The sequence below is a fragment of the Stenotrophomonas sp. BIGb0135 genome (assembly GCF_024810105.1).
In the GTDB taxonomy this organism is placed as follows: Bacteria; Pseudomonadota; Gammaproteobacteria; order Xanthomonadales; family Xanthomonadaceae; genus Stenotrophomonas; species Stenotrophomonas maltophilia_AB.
This window is the reverse complement of sequence record NZ_JANUDX010000001.1, coordinates 69,425-84,599: the sequence shown is the minus strand read 5'-3', so window position 1 is coordinate 84,599 and position 15,175 is coordinate 69,425. Positions and strand designations below refer to the sequence as shown.

The following is a 15,175-nucleotide window of genomic DNA, read 5'->3' as shown; positions in this document are numbered from 1 at the left end:
CCTGGGTCCTCCGGTCGACAGCCTCGCGGCCTCGCACGACACGCCGACCTCGCCCGGCAGCCCCGCCAACCTCGCACTGCTCGACGAACTGATGAACGACCCGGCGCTAGGCCCGCCGGTCGAGAGCGTCGCGACCGCGCACGACACGCCGACGTCACCCGGCTCCCCGGCCAACCTCGCGCTGCTCGACGAACTGATGAACGACCCCGCGCTGGGCCCGCCGGTCGAGAGCGTCGCGACCGCGCACGACACGCCGACGTCACCCGGCTCCCCGGCCAACCTCGCGCTACTCGACGAACTGATGAACGACCCCGCGCTGGGCGCGCCGGTCGAGAGCATCGCGACCCCGCACGACACGCCGACGTCGCCCGGCTCCCCGGCCAACCTCGCGCTGCTCGACGAACTGATGAACGACCCGGCGCTCGGCCCGCCGGTCGATAACCGCGCGTCCGCTCACGAAACTCCCACCTCGCCCGGTAGAGCCGAGCCACGCTCGGCTGCTCCTGCCGCTGCCGAGGCCGGCCGCCCCAGCTGGGACGATCTGCCTGACGAGGTGCTGCACGACAGCGCACCGCCCAAGGCCGCCGCACCGGCGCCGGCACCGATCGCCCCGGCTCCCGTTGCCCCCGCTCCCGCCCCGCTGCCTGCCGCCCGCCCCATGCCGACGACGATGCCCCTGTCCGCGCCCAGCGCCCGTGCCGGCGCCCCCGCCCCGGCCCACACCCGCCCGGGCAGCTGGCAGGAACTGCAGGCGCAGGCGCAGAACCCGGCCTCCAGCCCGCGCGAGAGCCGCCGTGCCAGCGAACGCACCTCGCGCTGGTTGCGCCTGCGCTGCGGCGCCCAGGCCTATGCGCTGGAACTGCTGAAGGTGCAGGAAGTAGTGCTGCCGGTACCCCTGCTGCCGCTGCGCGGCACCGCCTCGGCGATGCTGGGCATCATGAACCTGCGCGGCCAGGTGGTGCCGGTCATGGACCTGGGCATCCACCTCGGCGCCGGCCCGGCCCAGGACGACGCCAACACCCGCATCGTGGTGCTGGAGGAAGATGGCGAGACCATGGGCCTGCGCGTGTCGGCGGTGGAGGACGTCGCCAACCTCACCGACTCGCAGATCGAACCGCCTGATACCGCGCGCATCTGCCAGATTTCCAACGACCTGTTCCGCGGCGTGGCGCGGGTCACCGCACAGCCGATGATCCTGCTCGATGCGACCCAGCTGTTGAATTGACCGCCACCTGCAGGGCAGCCCCCCAGGGACTGGCTCCACCTCGGCACCCGTTCCCCGGTAGCGCCACGCCATGCGTGGCTGCTCTCCGCCCCGGCGCCAGCATCGCCCGATGGCGCCCGGACGGCTCCGTTGCGCTGCCGCGCCAGCCCCCCCCCCAAGGGCTCGCTCTACCGGGCGGTTTCCCCTAACGGTGAAGATCCCTTGGCCCGTCCCCCTAAAGCTTCCCCGCTTTGGGCCGTTATAAACCTCGGAACCGTTTGTCCGGAGCAACGATGAGCACTGTGGCCCTGGGTGGTGATCTCGGTATCGAGACCAGCACCGAGCTGAAAACCCGCCTGGCCCCTTTGGTGGACCAGGCCGGCGAACTGACGCTGGATGCCAGCGAAGTGAGCCGTATCCATACCGCAGCAATGCAGGTCCTGTGCGCATTCGTCGACGCCCGCCGCCAGGCAGGCTACCCGACCGGATTCGACGGTTGCACTGCAACCTTCCGTGATGCCGCGCGATTGCTCGGCGTCACCCAGGCCCTCGGCCTGGACGCAACCCATGACAACCTGAAATCTGTGGAGAACGCTGCATGAGCGCACGTATCTTGGTGGTGGACGATTCGGCGTCGATGCGCCAGATGGTCTCTTTCGCCCTCACCTCGGCCGGCTTTTCCGTCGAAGAAGCCGAGGACGGCGCCGTCGCGCTGGGCCGGGCCAAGGGCCAGCGCTTCAACGCGGTGGTGACCGACGTCAACATGCCCAACATGGACGGCATCTCGCTGATCCGCGAGCTGCGCCAGCTGCCGGACTACAAGTTCACCCCGATGCTGATGCTCACCACCGAATCGGCGGCCGACAAGAAGTCCGAAGGCAAGGCCGCCGGTGCCACCGGCTGGCTGGTCAAGCCGTTCAATCCCGAACAGCTCGTGGCCACCGTGCAGAAAGTCCTGGGCTGAGCCCAGCGCCGCTTCGCCCCTCCCTCCCTTCGCAACCGGACCCCACGCACCATGAGCATGGATCTGCAACGTTTCCACGCCACGTTCTTCGAAGAAAGCCGCGAGGGGCTGGATGCCATGGAGGCTGGCCTGCTGGCGCTCGAATCGGGCCAGCAGGACCCGGAAATCATCAATTCGGTGTTCCGCGCCGCGCACTCCATCAAGGGCGGCGCCGGCACCTTCGGCTTCGATGCGATCGCCGCGCTCACCCACGTGCTGGAGACGCTGCTGGACGAACTGCGCGCCGGCAAGCGCGCCCTGGAAGCCAACGCGGTGGATGCCATGCTGTCCTCGGTGGACGTGCTGCGCGCCCTGCTGCGCGAGGCCGAACACGGCCAGCCCGCCGACCCGCAGGCGGTGGCCGCGATCAAGGCACGGCTGGAAGCGGTGCTGTCCGGCCAGGCCGCTGCCAGCGCCCCGGTCGCCGCCGCCAAGGTCGATGACACCCCGGAAGCGTGGCAGATCGGCTTCGTGCCGTCGCCGTCGCTGTTCATGAGCGGCAACGACCCGCTGCGCATCATCCGCGAGCTGGAACACCTCGGTTCGCTGCAGGTCGCCGCGCGCATGGAGCGCCTGCCCGGCTTCGACCAGCTCGACCCGCTGGAAGCGCACCTGGCGTGGGACCTCGGCCTGGTCGGCAAGGTGCCGCGCAGCAAGATCGAAGACACCTTCGCCTGGGTCGTGGACGACTGCGAGCTGGACATCCGTCCGGCCGCCCCGCCGAGCCTGGCCACCAGCGCACCGGCTGCCCCGGCAGCGGTGGCGCCTGCCGCTTCTGCTGCCGCACCGGCGGCCGGCGCGCCGGCTGCCACCGCGCACGAAGCGGAAACCTCCATCCGCGTCGCCGTGGAAAAGGTCGATGCGCTGATCAACCTGGTCGGCGAACTGGTCATCACCCAGGCCATGCTCAAGCAGGTCTCGCATGCCCTCGACCCGGTCCATGCCGAGCAGCTGTTCGCCGGCCTGGACCTGCTCGAACGCAACACCCGCGACCTGCAGGAAGCGGTGATCGGCGTGCGCATGCTGCCGGTGGATGCGGTGTTCCGCCGCTTCCCGCGCCTGGTCCGCGATCTCTCCTCGCGGCTCGGCAAGCAGGTCCGCCTGCGCACGATCGGCGAAGGCACCGAGCTGGACAAGGGCCTGATCGAAAAGATCGCCGACCCGCTGGTCCACCTGGTCCGCAACTCGATCGACCACGGCCTGGAAATGCCCGACATCCGTCGCGATGCCGGCAAGGACGAGACCGGCACCATCACCCTGGCGGCCTCGCACCAGGGCGGCCACATCGTGATCGAAGTCAGCGACGACGGCCGCGGCCTGAACCGCGACAAGATCCTGTCCAAGGCGCTTGAACGTGGCTTGAGCGTGCCCGACAACCCCACCGACGCGCAGGTCTGGGACCTGATCTTCCAGCCCGGCTTCTCCACTGCCGATGCGGTCACCGACCTGTCCGGGCGTGGCGTGGGCATGGACGTGGTCCGCCGCAACATCCAGGCGCTGGGCGGCGAAGTTCAGCTGGAGAGCAAGGCCGGCAACGGCACCCGCGTGCTGATCCGCCTTCCGCTCACCCTGGCCATCCTCGACGGCATGACCGTGGCCGTGGCCGGCGAAACGGTGATCCTGCCGCTGGCCTACGTGCTCGAAGCACTGCAGCCGCAGCCGGAAGACGTGCGCACCATGGCCGGCGAAGGCCGCGTCCTGCGCGTGCGTGGCGAGTACCTGCCGATCCTCTCGCTGAGCGAGTACTACGGGTTTGGCGGGCGCACCAAGGACGATTCGCTGGTGGTGGTGGTCGAAGGCGATGGCCAGAAGATCGCACTGGAAGTGGACGAACTGGTCGGCCAGCAGCAGGTCGTGGTCAAGAACATCGAGAACAACTACCGCCGCATCAGCGGTGTGTCCGGCGCCACCATCCTTGGCGATGGCCGGGTCTCGCTGATCGTGGACATCGGCGGGCTGGTGCGGTCGCTGCGGGTGCCGCAGGCCGCTTAAATCTGCGCATTCGCGAAGATTTCCCCAGGGTTTGCTACGCAAACCCTGGGCCCCGGCCTCACCAGCACCCAACACCCCCCGCCGTCGGCGCGCCCCTCGGTCTGCCCTCGCATGCGCGATGGCTCCCCACGTTCCGCTACGCGGAACGCGGGCCCCGACTTACTGTCACCCAACACCCCCCGCCTGTCGGCGCGCCCCTCGGTCCGCCCTCGCATGCGCGATGGCTCCCCACGTTCCACTACGCGGAACGCGGGCCCCGACTTACCGTCCCCCAACCCCCCCCCGCCTGTCGGCGCGCCCCCGCTACTAGCGGGGGCTCCTCGTCGTTGGGGTCCGCGCGTTGCGTGCTGCGGGCTGGCGTTCGGCACACCCGGGCCTGCGATCAACGGTGCGGCGCGGTGCTACGCGTGCGGGTTCCGCGCCTTTTTTGAAACTGTGACGTCGAACTTGGCCGATACGCGGGCGTACTGACCCGTCTTTCGGGCGACGCACGCGGAAGCCTTGCCATTGCTTGCTCTTGCAACCAATGCGGTGTGCCCTGCGCTGCGTCGTTTTCAAAAAAAATGTGACATCGAGCACTCAAGTTGCGACGGGGCAGCGCCGTTATCCCGGGAGAGCGATGACGCCATCGTCACGTGTCCCGCGCCCCACCTCGCCTTCGTTACGACCTCTCGCCCAGCACCCCACGGCTGTGCGCCCCCGCCCTGCCCGGAGTTCACACCATGAAGTGGTTCCATGATCTGCCCATCGCCCGCAAGCTGGCGGTGGGGTTCACCCTCACCACGCTGATGACCGTCGTCCTGGGCGTGTTCGCCCTGGTCCGCCTCAACGGCGCCAATACCGAACTGGCCGCGATGGCCGGCAACAACATTCCCACCCTGCAGCACCTGGGTGAGGCGCGCGCAGTGCTGGGTGAGTTCCGCACTTACGAACTGGCCCAGGTCAGCATGCTCGACCAGCCCGACAAGGTCGCCGACTACAACAAGCGCATGGACGACTCGGCCAAGGTAGTCCGCGACGAACTGGCGGCCTACGCCGCGCTGCCGGCCAATGACCGCGAGCGTGCGCTGTACGCCAAGGTCGCCGCGGACACCGACGCCTACTTCCTGGCCAACACCGACCTGCGCGCCGCCGTGGCCGCCGGCGATGCGGCCGGTGCCCGCGACATCTCCGACAACAAGTCGCGTCCGGCGCGCCGCCAGTTGTTCGAAGACCTCAAGGCGCTGGGCGCGTACAGCAACAGCCTCATGGCCGAGCGTATCGCCGGCGCCAATGCCACCCACCGCGCCAGCGTGATCGCCATCGTGGTCTGCATGGTGCTGCTGTCGGTGGTGGCCGCCGCCCTGGCGTTCGTCATCTCGCGGGTGATCACCCGGCCGCTGTCGCAGGCCGTGCACGCCATCAAGTCGGTCGCCCGGGGCGATCTCAGCGTCACCACCCGTGCCACCAGCGCCGACGAAGTCGGGCAGATGCTGGCCGCCACCGGCGAGATGACCAGCATGCTGCGCCGCTACTCGGACGAAACCCGTCAGATGTCGGCCATGCATGCCGGCCCGGATATCTCCCACCGCATGCCGGTGGACTTCCCCGGCGTCTACGGTGAACTGGCCGTGGGCACCAACACGGTGGTGTTCGACCACCTGGATGCGATCAAGGACGCCATCGCCGTGCTCAACCAGTACGCGGCCGGCGACCTGTCGCAGAACGCGCGCCGCCTGCCGGGCAGCCGCGCGATCCTGCACGAATCGATGGATGCGGCCAAGGCCAGCCTGCTGGCGATCAACACCCAGATCCAGTCGCTGGCCCAGGCCGCGGCCGCGGGCGACTTCAGCCAGCGCGGCGACGCACTGCGCTTCGATCACGATTTCCGGGTGATGATCGAGCACCTGAACACCATGATGGAAGTGGCCGACGGCAACCTGTCCCAGCTCTCGCACCTGCTGCAGGCGATCGCCAACGGCGACCTCACCGCACGCATGCAGGGGCAGTTCCACGGCGTGTTCGCCAGCATGCGCGACGATGCCAACACCACGGTGGCCCAGCTGACCCAGATCGTGGGGCGCATCCAGCACGCCTCCTCCAGCATCAGCACCGCCGCAGGCGAGATCGCCTCGGGCAACAACGACCTGTCGCGCCGTACCGAGCAGCAGGCCGCCAACCTGGAAGAAACCGCGGCCTCGATGGAGGAACTCACCTCCACCGTGCGCCAGAACGCCGAACATGCCCGCCAGGCCAACCAGCTCGCCATCGGTGCCCACAGCGTGGCCAGCCAGGGCGGCGAAGTGGTCGGCCGGGTGGTCAGCACGATGCATGAAATCGACGCCTCCTCGCGCCGCATCGCCGACATCATCACCGTCATCGACGGCATCGCCTTCCAGACCAACATCCTGGCGCTCAACGCCGCCGTGGAAGCGGCGCGTGCGGGTGAGCAGGGCCGCGGCTTTGCCGTGGTCGCCTCCGAGGTGCGCACCCTGGCCCAGCGTTCGGCCAGCGCGGCCAAGGAGATCAAGGGCCTGATCGACGAGTCGGTCGGCAAGGTGGCCGAGGGCTCGGCGCTGGTCAACCAGGCCGGCAGCACCATGGGCGAGATCGTCGCCTCGGTGCAGCGCGTGACCGACATCATGGCCGAGATTTCGGCGGCCTCGCAGGAGCAGTCGGCCGGCATCGAGCAGGTCAACCAGACCATCACCCAGATGGACGAGACCACCCAGCAGAACGCCGCGCTGGTGGAGGAAGCCACCGCGGCGGCCCGCTCGATGGAAGAGCAGGCCGGTCACCTGACCGATGCGGTGGCCCTGTTCAAGCTGGATGGCCAGTCGGCCGTGCTGGCCGCCGCGCCGGCCGGCAGCAGCCGCGCGCCGGCGGCCACCCCCGGCCGCGGCCGCCCCGCCCCGGCACCGGCGCGCCGCGCCGCGGTACGCGAGCCGGTGCTGGCCAACGACGGCGACTGGCAGGAGTTCTGATCCGCCGCCGCGGGTTTCGATAAAGACACGACACCCCGCTCCGGCGGGGTGTCGCTGTTTTGGCTACCGGGTGGCGTGGCATCGGCCGCCGCATGAGCGCCCCCGACGCACAATTCCCCCTACATAAACGTGAACTGCTGCCGATAAACGGACAGAGCCCTGGCAAAGTCCGCCATCGGCGCCCGCCCAAGCCAGCAAGAGTCCATGTCCGAAGGTAGCCTTGACGTACACGACGGAACCCATGCCGCCCGCGACGACGGCACGGACGACCGTTACCTGGTCCGCAACCCGAGGCAGATCCGCCAGTTGCTGCAGGCCCTGATCGACCAGCGTTCGCTGATCAACGCCCACCTGGGCGGCCGCGACCAGTCGTTCCCGACCGCGATCCTGGAACTGGACGAGGACGAGGACACGCTGCTGCTGGACGGCAGTCCGTCCGAACCGGCCAACCGCGCCGCCGAGGAGGCCGGGCACCTGCTCTGCTTCGCGCAGCTGGACCGGGTAATGGTGCGGTTCCGGCTGGATCACCTGGAGCGCACCGGCGGCTCGGGCCACGTGGCCTTCCGGGTGGCGTTCCCGAGCGAACTGGTGCACCTCCAGCGTCGCGAGCTGTATCGGCTGGAGACGCCGATCACCGACTCGCCACACCTGCTGTTCCCGATCAACGAGGATCGCAGCGAGGCATTGAGCCTGCGGGTGGTGGACATCAGCGGCGGCGGCCTGGCGGTGACGGTGCCACCGGACTGCAACGTGTTCTCCCTGCAGAAGCGCTACGACGCACGCCTGGACATGCCCGACAGCGGGCCGCTGCAGGTGTCGCTCATCGTCTGCAACCAGTTGGCGGTGAAGCTGCCCAACGGGGTGGAGATGAAGCGGATCGGAATGCGCTTCGACACGCTGCCGCGCGGTGGCGACAGCGCCATCCAGCGCTACATCTTCCGCATCGACCGCCAGCGCAGTGCGCGCAAGAACGGGGAGAGTTAAGGCGGGCTGCCTTTCCGGGGAGCAACGTCAACTGCGGCGGTTCGTCTGTGGCGCGCAGGGTCGGTACGGGTGGCTTTGGCCGCGTAGAGAGCAAGCGCTCGCAGCGTCCGGGGGTCCAGGTGCCGAGCAGCGCTCGGCACTCCCCCTCCCCGCCAGCGGCGGCTCCATCCAACCGATAGCGGAATCTGTGGGCCTGGCACCGCCCGCCGCGCCTCGGCAGTGCACAGCCGACCGCTCTCTCCACGCCCGCTAAAGTCGCCCCCATCCAGGCCGATATTGAGCGTGACGCCCGGTTTTTCCTTACCGCCACGCCCGACCCAGGATTCCTTCGATGAACGACAGCAACCCCAACGCCGCCAGCAGCGGTGGCGAGTACCTCAGCTTCACCCTCGGCGCCGAGCACTACGGCGTGGACATCCTCAAGGTGCAGGAAATCCGCGGCTACGACTCGGTCACCCGCGTCCCAGATGCGCCGGACTACATCAAGGGCGTCATCAACCTGCGCGGCACCATCGTCCCGGTCATCGACCTGCGCCTCAAGCTGCGCCTGGACAAGGCCACCTACGATGCCTTCACCGTCATGATCGTGCTCAACGTGGAGGACCGCGTCGTCGGCATCGTCGTCGACAGCGTCTCCGACGTCATCCCGCTCAGCGCCGACCAGATCCGCCCGACGCCCGAGTTCGGCGCCGCCGTCGATACCCGCTTCATCTCCGGCATCGGCACCCAGGACGATCGCATGCTCATCCTGCTGGACATCGAGACCCTCCTCGACAGCGCCGACATGGGCAACCCCACCCCGGTCGAAGACGTCGCCGCCTGATCCGCAGCACCCCGGCCAAGGCGTCCTGCGGCCGTGGTCGAAAAAAGTTCTTCAGTTCCCCCCGGCACGGCCGATAGCTGCTTCAGGACCCGGCTGTGTGGGGCTGCCCAAGGCCGGGCCAATTCGTCCATTTTCCCCGGAGATTTTTCCCGATGAAGTCCCTGCTTGCGCTGTTCTCGGTTGCCGTTCTCGCCACCTCCGCCTCGTCCGCTTTCGCCCAGTCGGCCGAAATGATCCCGCCGGAAATGGCACCGCGCTCGGTCGGCAAGGACGGCATGGTCTGCGGCAAGGTCGAAAAGGCCCGCTACGCCGAAGGCTCCGAAGGCCAGCCTACCTTCCTGTACATGGGCGGCGCCTTCCCGCGCCACACCTTCTCGGCCCGCATCGCCGGTGCGAACCGCGGCAAGTTCAGCTTCCCGCTGGAAACCCTGGAAGGCAAGACCGTCTGCGTGATCGGCAAGATCGCCCGCGATGCATCGCGCGCTGAAATCGAAGTCAGCTCGCCGGCCGGCCTGAAGCTCGCCAACATCAAGTAATCCGCCGTACGCCATGCCACGCCGGCACTGGCCGGCGTGGACGTTGCAACCGGGCACGACGCCCGGACGCGTCTGCCATTGGAGATCGCACTGCTCATGCCCTGGATCAACAACCTCAAACTGATGCCGAAGTTGATGCTGACTTTCGGCGTCCTCCTGCTGGTGATGCTGCTGCAGGGCATCGTGGCCTATCGCGGCCTCTACTCGCTCAACAACGTCACCACCGAGCTGGCCGGCCACCGGATGGAGAGCATCCGTACCGCCGGTGAGATCCGCGGCATGGTCGGCGAATACCGCAACTCGGCTTACCAGGGCCTGATCCGCGCCAGCGAAGACGTCAAGGCCGACGCGAAGAAGCGTGCCAAGGACCTGCGTGGCCAGATCGACCTGGCCATCAAGAAGTACCCCGAACTCATCGACAATCCCCAGCAGAAGAAGCTGTTCGACACCTTCGCCAAGGATTGGAAAGACTCGCTGGCCTCCTACGACGCGGTCACCGAGATGCTCGAGCTGGACCTGCCGGACGACGCCATCGACACCTTCGTCGGCGAAACCCGCAGCAAGCACCTGAAGGCCTCGTCGGCGCTCGAAGCGCTGATCGCCGAAGACAACCGGCTGGCCCGCGCCTCGCGCGAGGAAGCCGAATCCACCTATGCCGCCTCGGCCACCCTGACCGTCATCGCCCTGCTCGGCGGTGCCGCGCTGGGCCTGGTCCTGGTGTACCTGTTCGCCCGTTCGCTGGTGGGCAGCATGCGCGGCGCCGTGTCGGTGGCCAACGATGTCGCCAGCGGCAAGCTCGATGGCCACATCGACGTGAGCCGCAAGGACGAAGTGGGCGACCTGATGCAGGCCATGCAGCGCATGCAGCGCGACCTGCGCGAGCGCACCGAGACCGACCAGGCCATCGCCCGCGAGAACCTGCGCATCCGCACCGCGCTGGACTATAGCTCCACCGGCGTCTACCTCACCGATAACCAGCTCAACATCGTCTACGCCAACCGCGCCCTGGAGCAGAGCCTGTCCCAGTACCAGGACGAGCTGCGCAAGCACCTGCCCGATTTCGACGCGGGCGCCTCGCTGGTCGGCCGTCCGCTCACCGTGCTCGAGCACCGCGGCGAGATGGACGCCAGCCTGCTGGCCAACCTGAAGCAGCATGGCGTGGCCCGTCGCGCCATGCAGTTCGGCGATGCCCAGTTTGCCCAGGTGGTCTCCACCATCCGCAACGAGGAAGGCGAGAGCGTCGGCCACGTCGTGGAGTGGCGTGACCGCACCCCCGAAGCGCTGGTCGAAGCCGAAGTGGCGCGCGTGATCGCCAAGGCCGCCGCCGGCGACCTGTCCGGTCGCATCGTCGCCGAAGGCAAGGACGGCTTCTTCCTGCAGCTGGCCCAGCAGATCAACGGCCTGCTGGACGCCAACGCGGCCAGCATCGAACAGATCTCCGGCCTGCTCACCGCGCTGTCGCAGGGTGACCTCACCGTGCGCATGCACGGCGATTTCCAGGGCGTGTTCGCCACCATGCGCGACGACGCCAATGCCACCGCCGAGCAGCTCAGCGGCATCGTCACCCGCATCAAGCACTCCAGCCAGGCGATCAGTTCGGCTGCCAGCGAGATCGCCACCGGCAACAGCGACCTCTCCCGCCGCACCGAGCAGCAGGCCGCCAACCTGGAAGAAACCGCCGCCTCGATGGAGGAGCTCACCTCCACGGTGCGCCAGAACGCCGAGCACGCCCGCCAGGCCAACCAGCTCGCCATCGGTGCCCACACCGTGGCCAGCCAGGGCGGTGAAGTGGTCGGCCAGGTGGTCACCACCATGAGCGCGATCCAGACCTCGTCCAAGAAGATCGCCGAGATCATCTCGGTCATCGACGGCATCGCCTTCCAGACCAACATCCTGGCGCTCAACGCCGCCGTGGAAGCGGCGCGTGCGGGTGAGCAGGGCCGCGGCTTCGCCGTGGTCGCCTCCGAAGTGCGCACCCTGGCCCAGCGTTCGGCCGGGGCCGCCAAGGAGATCAAGGGCCTGATCGACGACTCGGTCGGCAAGGTCAACGACGGCTCGGCGCTGGTGCACAAGGCCGGCGCCACCATGGGCGAAATCGTCGCCTCGGTGCAGCGCGTGACCGACATCATGGCCGAGATCTCGGCGGCTTCGCAGGAACAGTCGGCCGGCATCGAACAGGTCAACCAGACCGTCGTGCAGATGGACGAAACCACCCAGCAGAATGCCGCGCTGGTGGAAGAAGCCACGGCCGCCGCCCGCTCGATGGAAGAACAGGCCGGCCACCTCAGCGACGCCGTGTCGATCTTCACGCTCGACGAGCAGGACGTGGCGGCACCGGTCGCCTTCAGCGCTCCGGCCCCGCGCGCACCCGTGCGCCAGGCCGCCGCCGCACCGGCTGCCCCGGCCCGCCGCGCGGCTGCCCGCCCCGTCGCCACCGAACTGGCCGACGGTGACTGGCAGGAGTTCTAAGCCCGCCTGCGGCCCGTAAACCGGCACTGCAAAAGGCCCCGACACCCGTCGGGGCCTTTTTGTTGGTCAAGCTGCAATCCGCGTAGAGCCACGCCATGCGTGGCTGCTCTTACGTCCGGCCCCGCGTGCAGCCACCCATGGGGTGGCTCTACAAACGCACCCACACCACGTAGAGCCACGCCATGCGTGGCTGCCTTTCCGTCCGGCCCCGCGCGCAGCCACCCATGGGGTGGCTCTACAAACACGACCCCACACCACGTAGAGCCACGCCATGCGTGGCTGCTCTTCCGTCCGGCACCGCGCGCAGCCACCCATGGGGTGGCTCTACAAACACGACCCAACACCACGTAGAGCCACGCCATGCGTGGCTGCTCTTCCGTCCGGCACCGCGTGCAGCCACCCATGGGGTGGCTCTACAAACGCGACCCCACGCCACGTAGAGCCACGCCATGCGTGGCAGCTCTTCCGTCCGGCACCGCGCGCAGCCACCCATGGGGTGGCTCTACAAGCACGACCCCACACCACGTAGAGCCACGCCATGCGTGGCTGCTGTTCCGCCCGGCCCTGCGCGCAGCCACCCATGGGGTGGCTCTACGAACGCAACCCCACACCACGTAGAGCCACGCCATGCGTGGCTGCTCTTCCGTCCGGCGCCGCGCGCAGCCACCCATGGGGTGGCTCTACAAACGCACGCATACCACGTAGAGCCACGCCATGCGTGGCTGCTCTTCCGTCCAGCCCCACATGCAGCCACCCATGCGATGCCGCTACGCGGGATGTCGCACCGCACTCCCCCGCTCCAACCTGAATACGCTCAGCCACACCACCTCAATACGCGCGCCCTGCGGCCGATAACAGCATTGCCGCGACACGTTCGTCGATCAAAGACCCCTGCCCATGAATCTGCTCAGCCGCTGGAACCAGTCCTTCGCCAACCTGTCGGTCAGGCGCAAGCTCAACCTGCTCACCGCTCTCATCGCCGTGGGCGTCATCGCCCTGGCCATCATTGCCGCGCGCATGCAGTACCTGGATCTGGCGGAAACCCGCAAGGACGCGCTGAAGACCCAGGTCGAACTCAGCTACGGCATCCTCGACCACTACAAGCGCCTGGCCACCACCGGCGAGCTCACCGAGGACGCCGCCAAGGCGGCCGCGCTGCAGGCGCTGGAGGTCATGCGCGCCGACAACGACAGCGCGTACTACAACGTGCTCGACACGAAATACACGCTGCTGATGCATCCCTTCGCCCGCGACCGCGTCGGCAAGGTGCAGAAGGACTACACCTCCAAGGACGGCGTGCCGATCTACCTGCAGCAGGTGGACATGGCCCGGTCCGGCGGCGGCTTCACGTACTACAAGACCACCAAGCCCGGCAAGGATGACCTGATCGAGAAGGTCACCTACGCCGACATGTACGCGCCCTGGCAGTGGGTCGTGACCAGCGGCGTCTACATGGACGATGTGCAGTCCGACGCTCTGGCCTTCACCGCCGTGATGACCGTGGCCGGCGGCGTGGTCGTGCTGATCGTGCTGGCGCTGAGCTGGCTGATCGGCAACCGCATCACCCTGCCCCTGCGCCAGGCCACCCACGTGGCCGAGAGCATCGCCGCGGGCAAGCTGGACAGCCGCATCGGCGCCCAGGCCCACGACGAACCGGGCCGACTGCTCGAAAGCATGGGCCGCATGCAGAAACAGCTGCACGCGGTGATCAGCGGCCAGCGCGAGATGGCCAGCCAGCACGAGGCCGGCCAGACCCGCTTCCGCATGGACGAGAGCGCCTTCCCCGGCGAGTACGGCCTGATGGTGCACGAGACCAATGCCCTGGTCGGCGCCCACGTACAGACCATGGACGACGTGCTGCAGGTGGTGCAGCGCTATGCGGTGGGCGACCTGCACGCCGACATCGCCCGCTACCCGGGCGAGAAGGCCGGGATCACCACCACGGTGGACACGGTCAAGCGCAACCTGGGCAGCATCAACGATGAAATCAAGCGCCTGGCCGGCGCCGCGGCAGCCGGTGATTTCAGCCAGCGCGGCGACACCGCCCGCTTCGACCACGACTTCCGCCTGATGATCGCCAACCTCAACGCGATGATGCAGGTCAGCGACGACAACCTGGGCAAGCTCTCGCTGCTGCTGTCCGGCATCGCCGAGGGCGACCTGACCGTGCGCATGCACGGCGACTTCCAGGGCGTGTTCGCGCGGATGCGCGACGACGCCAACGCGACCGTCAGCCAGCTCACCCAGATCGTCGGCCAGATCCAGGCCTCGGCGGGCAGCATCAACCAGGCCGCCGGCGAGATCGCTTCGGGCAACACCGATCTGTCGCGTCGCACCGAGCAGCAGGCCGCCAACCTGGAAGAAACCGCCGCCTCGATGGAGGAGCTCACCTCCACCGTGCGCCAGAACGCCGAGCACGCCCGCCAGGCCAACCAGCTGGCCATCGGCGCGCATGGCGTGGCCAGCCAGGGCGGCGAGGTGGTCGGCCAGGTGGTCACCACCATGAGCGCGATCGAAGCCAGCTCGCGCCGCATCGCCGAGATCATCTCGGTCATCGACGGCATCGCCTTCCAGACCAACATCCTGGCGCTCAACGCCGCGGTGGAAGCGGCGCGTGCGGGTGAGCAGGGCCGCGGCTTCGCGGTGGTCGCCTCCGAGGTGCGCACCCTGGCCCAGCGTTCGGCCGGGGCCGCCAAGGAGATCAAGGGCCTGATCGATGACTCGGTGGCCAGCGTCGCCGATGGTTCGGCCCTGGTACGAAAGGCGGGCAGCACCATGGGCGAGATCGTCGCCTCGGTGCAGCGCGTGACCGACATCATGGCCGAGATTTCGGCGGCCTCGCAGGAGCAGTCGGCCGGCATCGAACAGGTCAACCAGACCGTCACCCAGATGGACGAAACCACCCAGCAGAACGCCGCGCTGGTGGAAGAAGCCACCGCCGCCGCGCGTGCCATGGAAGAACAGGCCACCCAGCTCGCCGATGCCGTGGCCATCTTCCGCCTGGACAACCAGGTCGCGGCCGCAGTCAGCGCGGTGACCGCGCGCGTGGTCGTGCCCGCCGCGCTGCGCCCCACGGCCAGGGGCGGCGCCGCACCGGTCGCGCGGCTGCAGCCGGCGCCCCGTGCACAGCGCAGCCCCACCCCTGACGACGGCAACTGGCAAGAGTTCTGAGCCCTTGCGGCGGCCACCCGGCCGCCGCCT

The 15,175-nt window shown here is 68.4% G+C and carries 10 protein-coding genes; all 10 read left to right on the top strand.

Going from position 1 to position 15,175, the window contains the following annotated elements; genetic code table 11:
* Positions 1-91 precede the first annotated feature (91 nt).
* The 10 genes from M2421_RS00325 (at position 92) to M2421_RS00280 (ending at position 15,145) form a co-directional block, all read left to right on the top strand.
* Complete coding sequence (locus M2421_RS00325) at positions 92-1,225, top strand: chemotaxis protein CheW (RefSeq protein ID WP_259203510.1); 1,134 nt, start codon at positions 92-94, stop codon at positions 1,223-1,225.
* Between the two features lie 272 nt (positions 1,226-1,497).
* Positions 1,498-1,806, top strand: coding sequence for an STAS domain-containing protein (locus M2421_RS00320; protein ID WP_259202517.1), 309 nt, complete (start codon positions 1,498-1,500; stop codon positions 1,804-1,806).
* Entirely contained in the window at positions 1,803-2,168 is a 366-nt protein-coding gene (locus M2421_RS00315) for a response regulator (protein WP_038688521.1), read from the top strand. Before M2421_RS00320 ends, M2421_RS00315 begins: the two co-directional genes overlap by 4 nt.
* Positions 2,169-2,219: 51 nt before the next feature.
* A complete protein-coding gene (locus M2421_RS00310; protein WP_259202511.1) occupies positions 2,220-4,199 on the top strand; it encodes a chemotaxis protein CheA in 1,980 nt (659 codons plus the stop codon).
* Positions 4,200-4,921: 722 nt separating this feature from the next.
* Positions 4,922-7,162: a methyl-accepting chemotaxis protein gene (locus tag M2421_RS00305; protein ID WP_259202509.1), complete on the top strand. Its 2,241-nt coding sequence runs from the start codon at positions 4,922-4,924 to the stop codon at positions 7,160-7,162.
* A 204-nt stretch (positions 7,163-7,366) separates the two neighbouring features.
* Positions 7,367-8,146: a flagellar brake protein gene (locus tag M2421_RS00300; RefSeq protein WP_259202508.1), complete on the top strand. Its 780-nt coding sequence runs from the start codon at positions 7,367-7,369 to the stop codon at positions 8,144-8,146.
* Between the two features lie 331 nt (positions 8,147-8,477).
* Entirely contained in the window at positions 8,478-8,969 is a 492-nt protein-coding gene (locus tag M2421_RS00295) for a chemotaxis protein CheW (RefSeq protein WP_259202506.1), read from the top strand.
* A 152-nt stretch (positions 8,970-9,121) separates the two neighbouring features.
* Entirely contained in the window at positions 9,122-9,505 is a 384-nt protein-coding gene (locus M2421_RS00290; protein ID WP_259202505.1) for a hypothetical protein, read from the top strand.
* A gap of 96 nt (positions 9,506-9,601) precedes the next feature.
* Positions 9,602-11,974: a methyl-accepting chemotaxis protein gene (locus M2421_RS00285; RefSeq protein WP_259202503.1), complete on the top strand. Its 2,373-nt coding sequence runs from the start codon at positions 9,602-9,604 to the stop codon at positions 11,972-11,974.
* Between the two features lie 897 nt (positions 11,975-12,871).
* Entirely contained in the window at positions 12,872-15,145 is a 2,274-nt protein-coding gene (locus M2421_RS00280; protein WP_259202501.1) for a methyl-accepting chemotaxis protein, read from the top strand.
* Positions 15,146-15,175 lie beyond the last annotated feature (30 nt).

What these genes read in the sequence shown, in the direction of transcription:
- M2421_RS00285 (WP_259202503.1), top strand. Translation starts at nt 9,602, where the DNA reads ATGCCCTGGATCAACAACCTCAAACTGATGCCGAAGTTGATGCTGACT.
- M2421_RS00295 (WP_259202506.1), top strand. Translation starts at nt 8,478, where the DNA reads ATGAACGACAGCAACCCCAACGCCGCCAGCAGCGGTGGCGAGTACCTC.
- M2421_RS00325 (WP_259203510.1), top strand. Translation starts at nt 92, where the DNA reads ATGAACGACCCGGCGCTAGGCCCGCCGGTCGAGAGCGTCGCGACCGCG.
- M2421_RS00300 (WP_259202508.1), top strand. Translation starts at nt 7,367, where the DNA reads ATGTCCGAAGGTAGCCTTGACGTACACGACGGAACCCATGCCGCCCGC.
- M2421_RS00280 (WP_259202501.1), top strand. Translation starts at nt 12,872, where the DNA reads ATGAATCTGCTCAGCCGCTGGAACCAGTCCTTCGCCAACCTGTCGGTC.
- M2421_RS00290 (WP_259202505.1), top strand. Translation starts at nt 9,122, where the DNA reads ATGAAGTCCCTGCTTGCGCTGTTCTCGGTTGCCGTTCTCGCCACCTCC.
- M2421_RS00305 (WP_259202509.1), top strand. Translation starts at nt 4,922, where the DNA reads ATGAAGTGGTTCCATGATCTGCCCATCGCCCGCAAGCTGGCGGTGGGG.
- M2421_RS00320 (WP_259202517.1), top strand. Translation starts at nt 1,498, where the DNA reads ATGAGCACTGTGGCCCTGGGTGGTGATCTCGGTATCGAGACCAGCACC.
- M2421_RS00310 (WP_259202511.1), top strand. Translation starts at nt 2,220, where the DNA reads ATGAGCATGGATCTGCAACGTTTCCACGCCACGTTCTTCGAAGAAAGC.
- M2421_RS00315 (WP_038688521.1), top strand. Translation starts at nt 1,803, where the DNA reads ATGAGCGCACGTATCTTGGTGGTGGACGATTCGGCGTCGATGCGCCAG.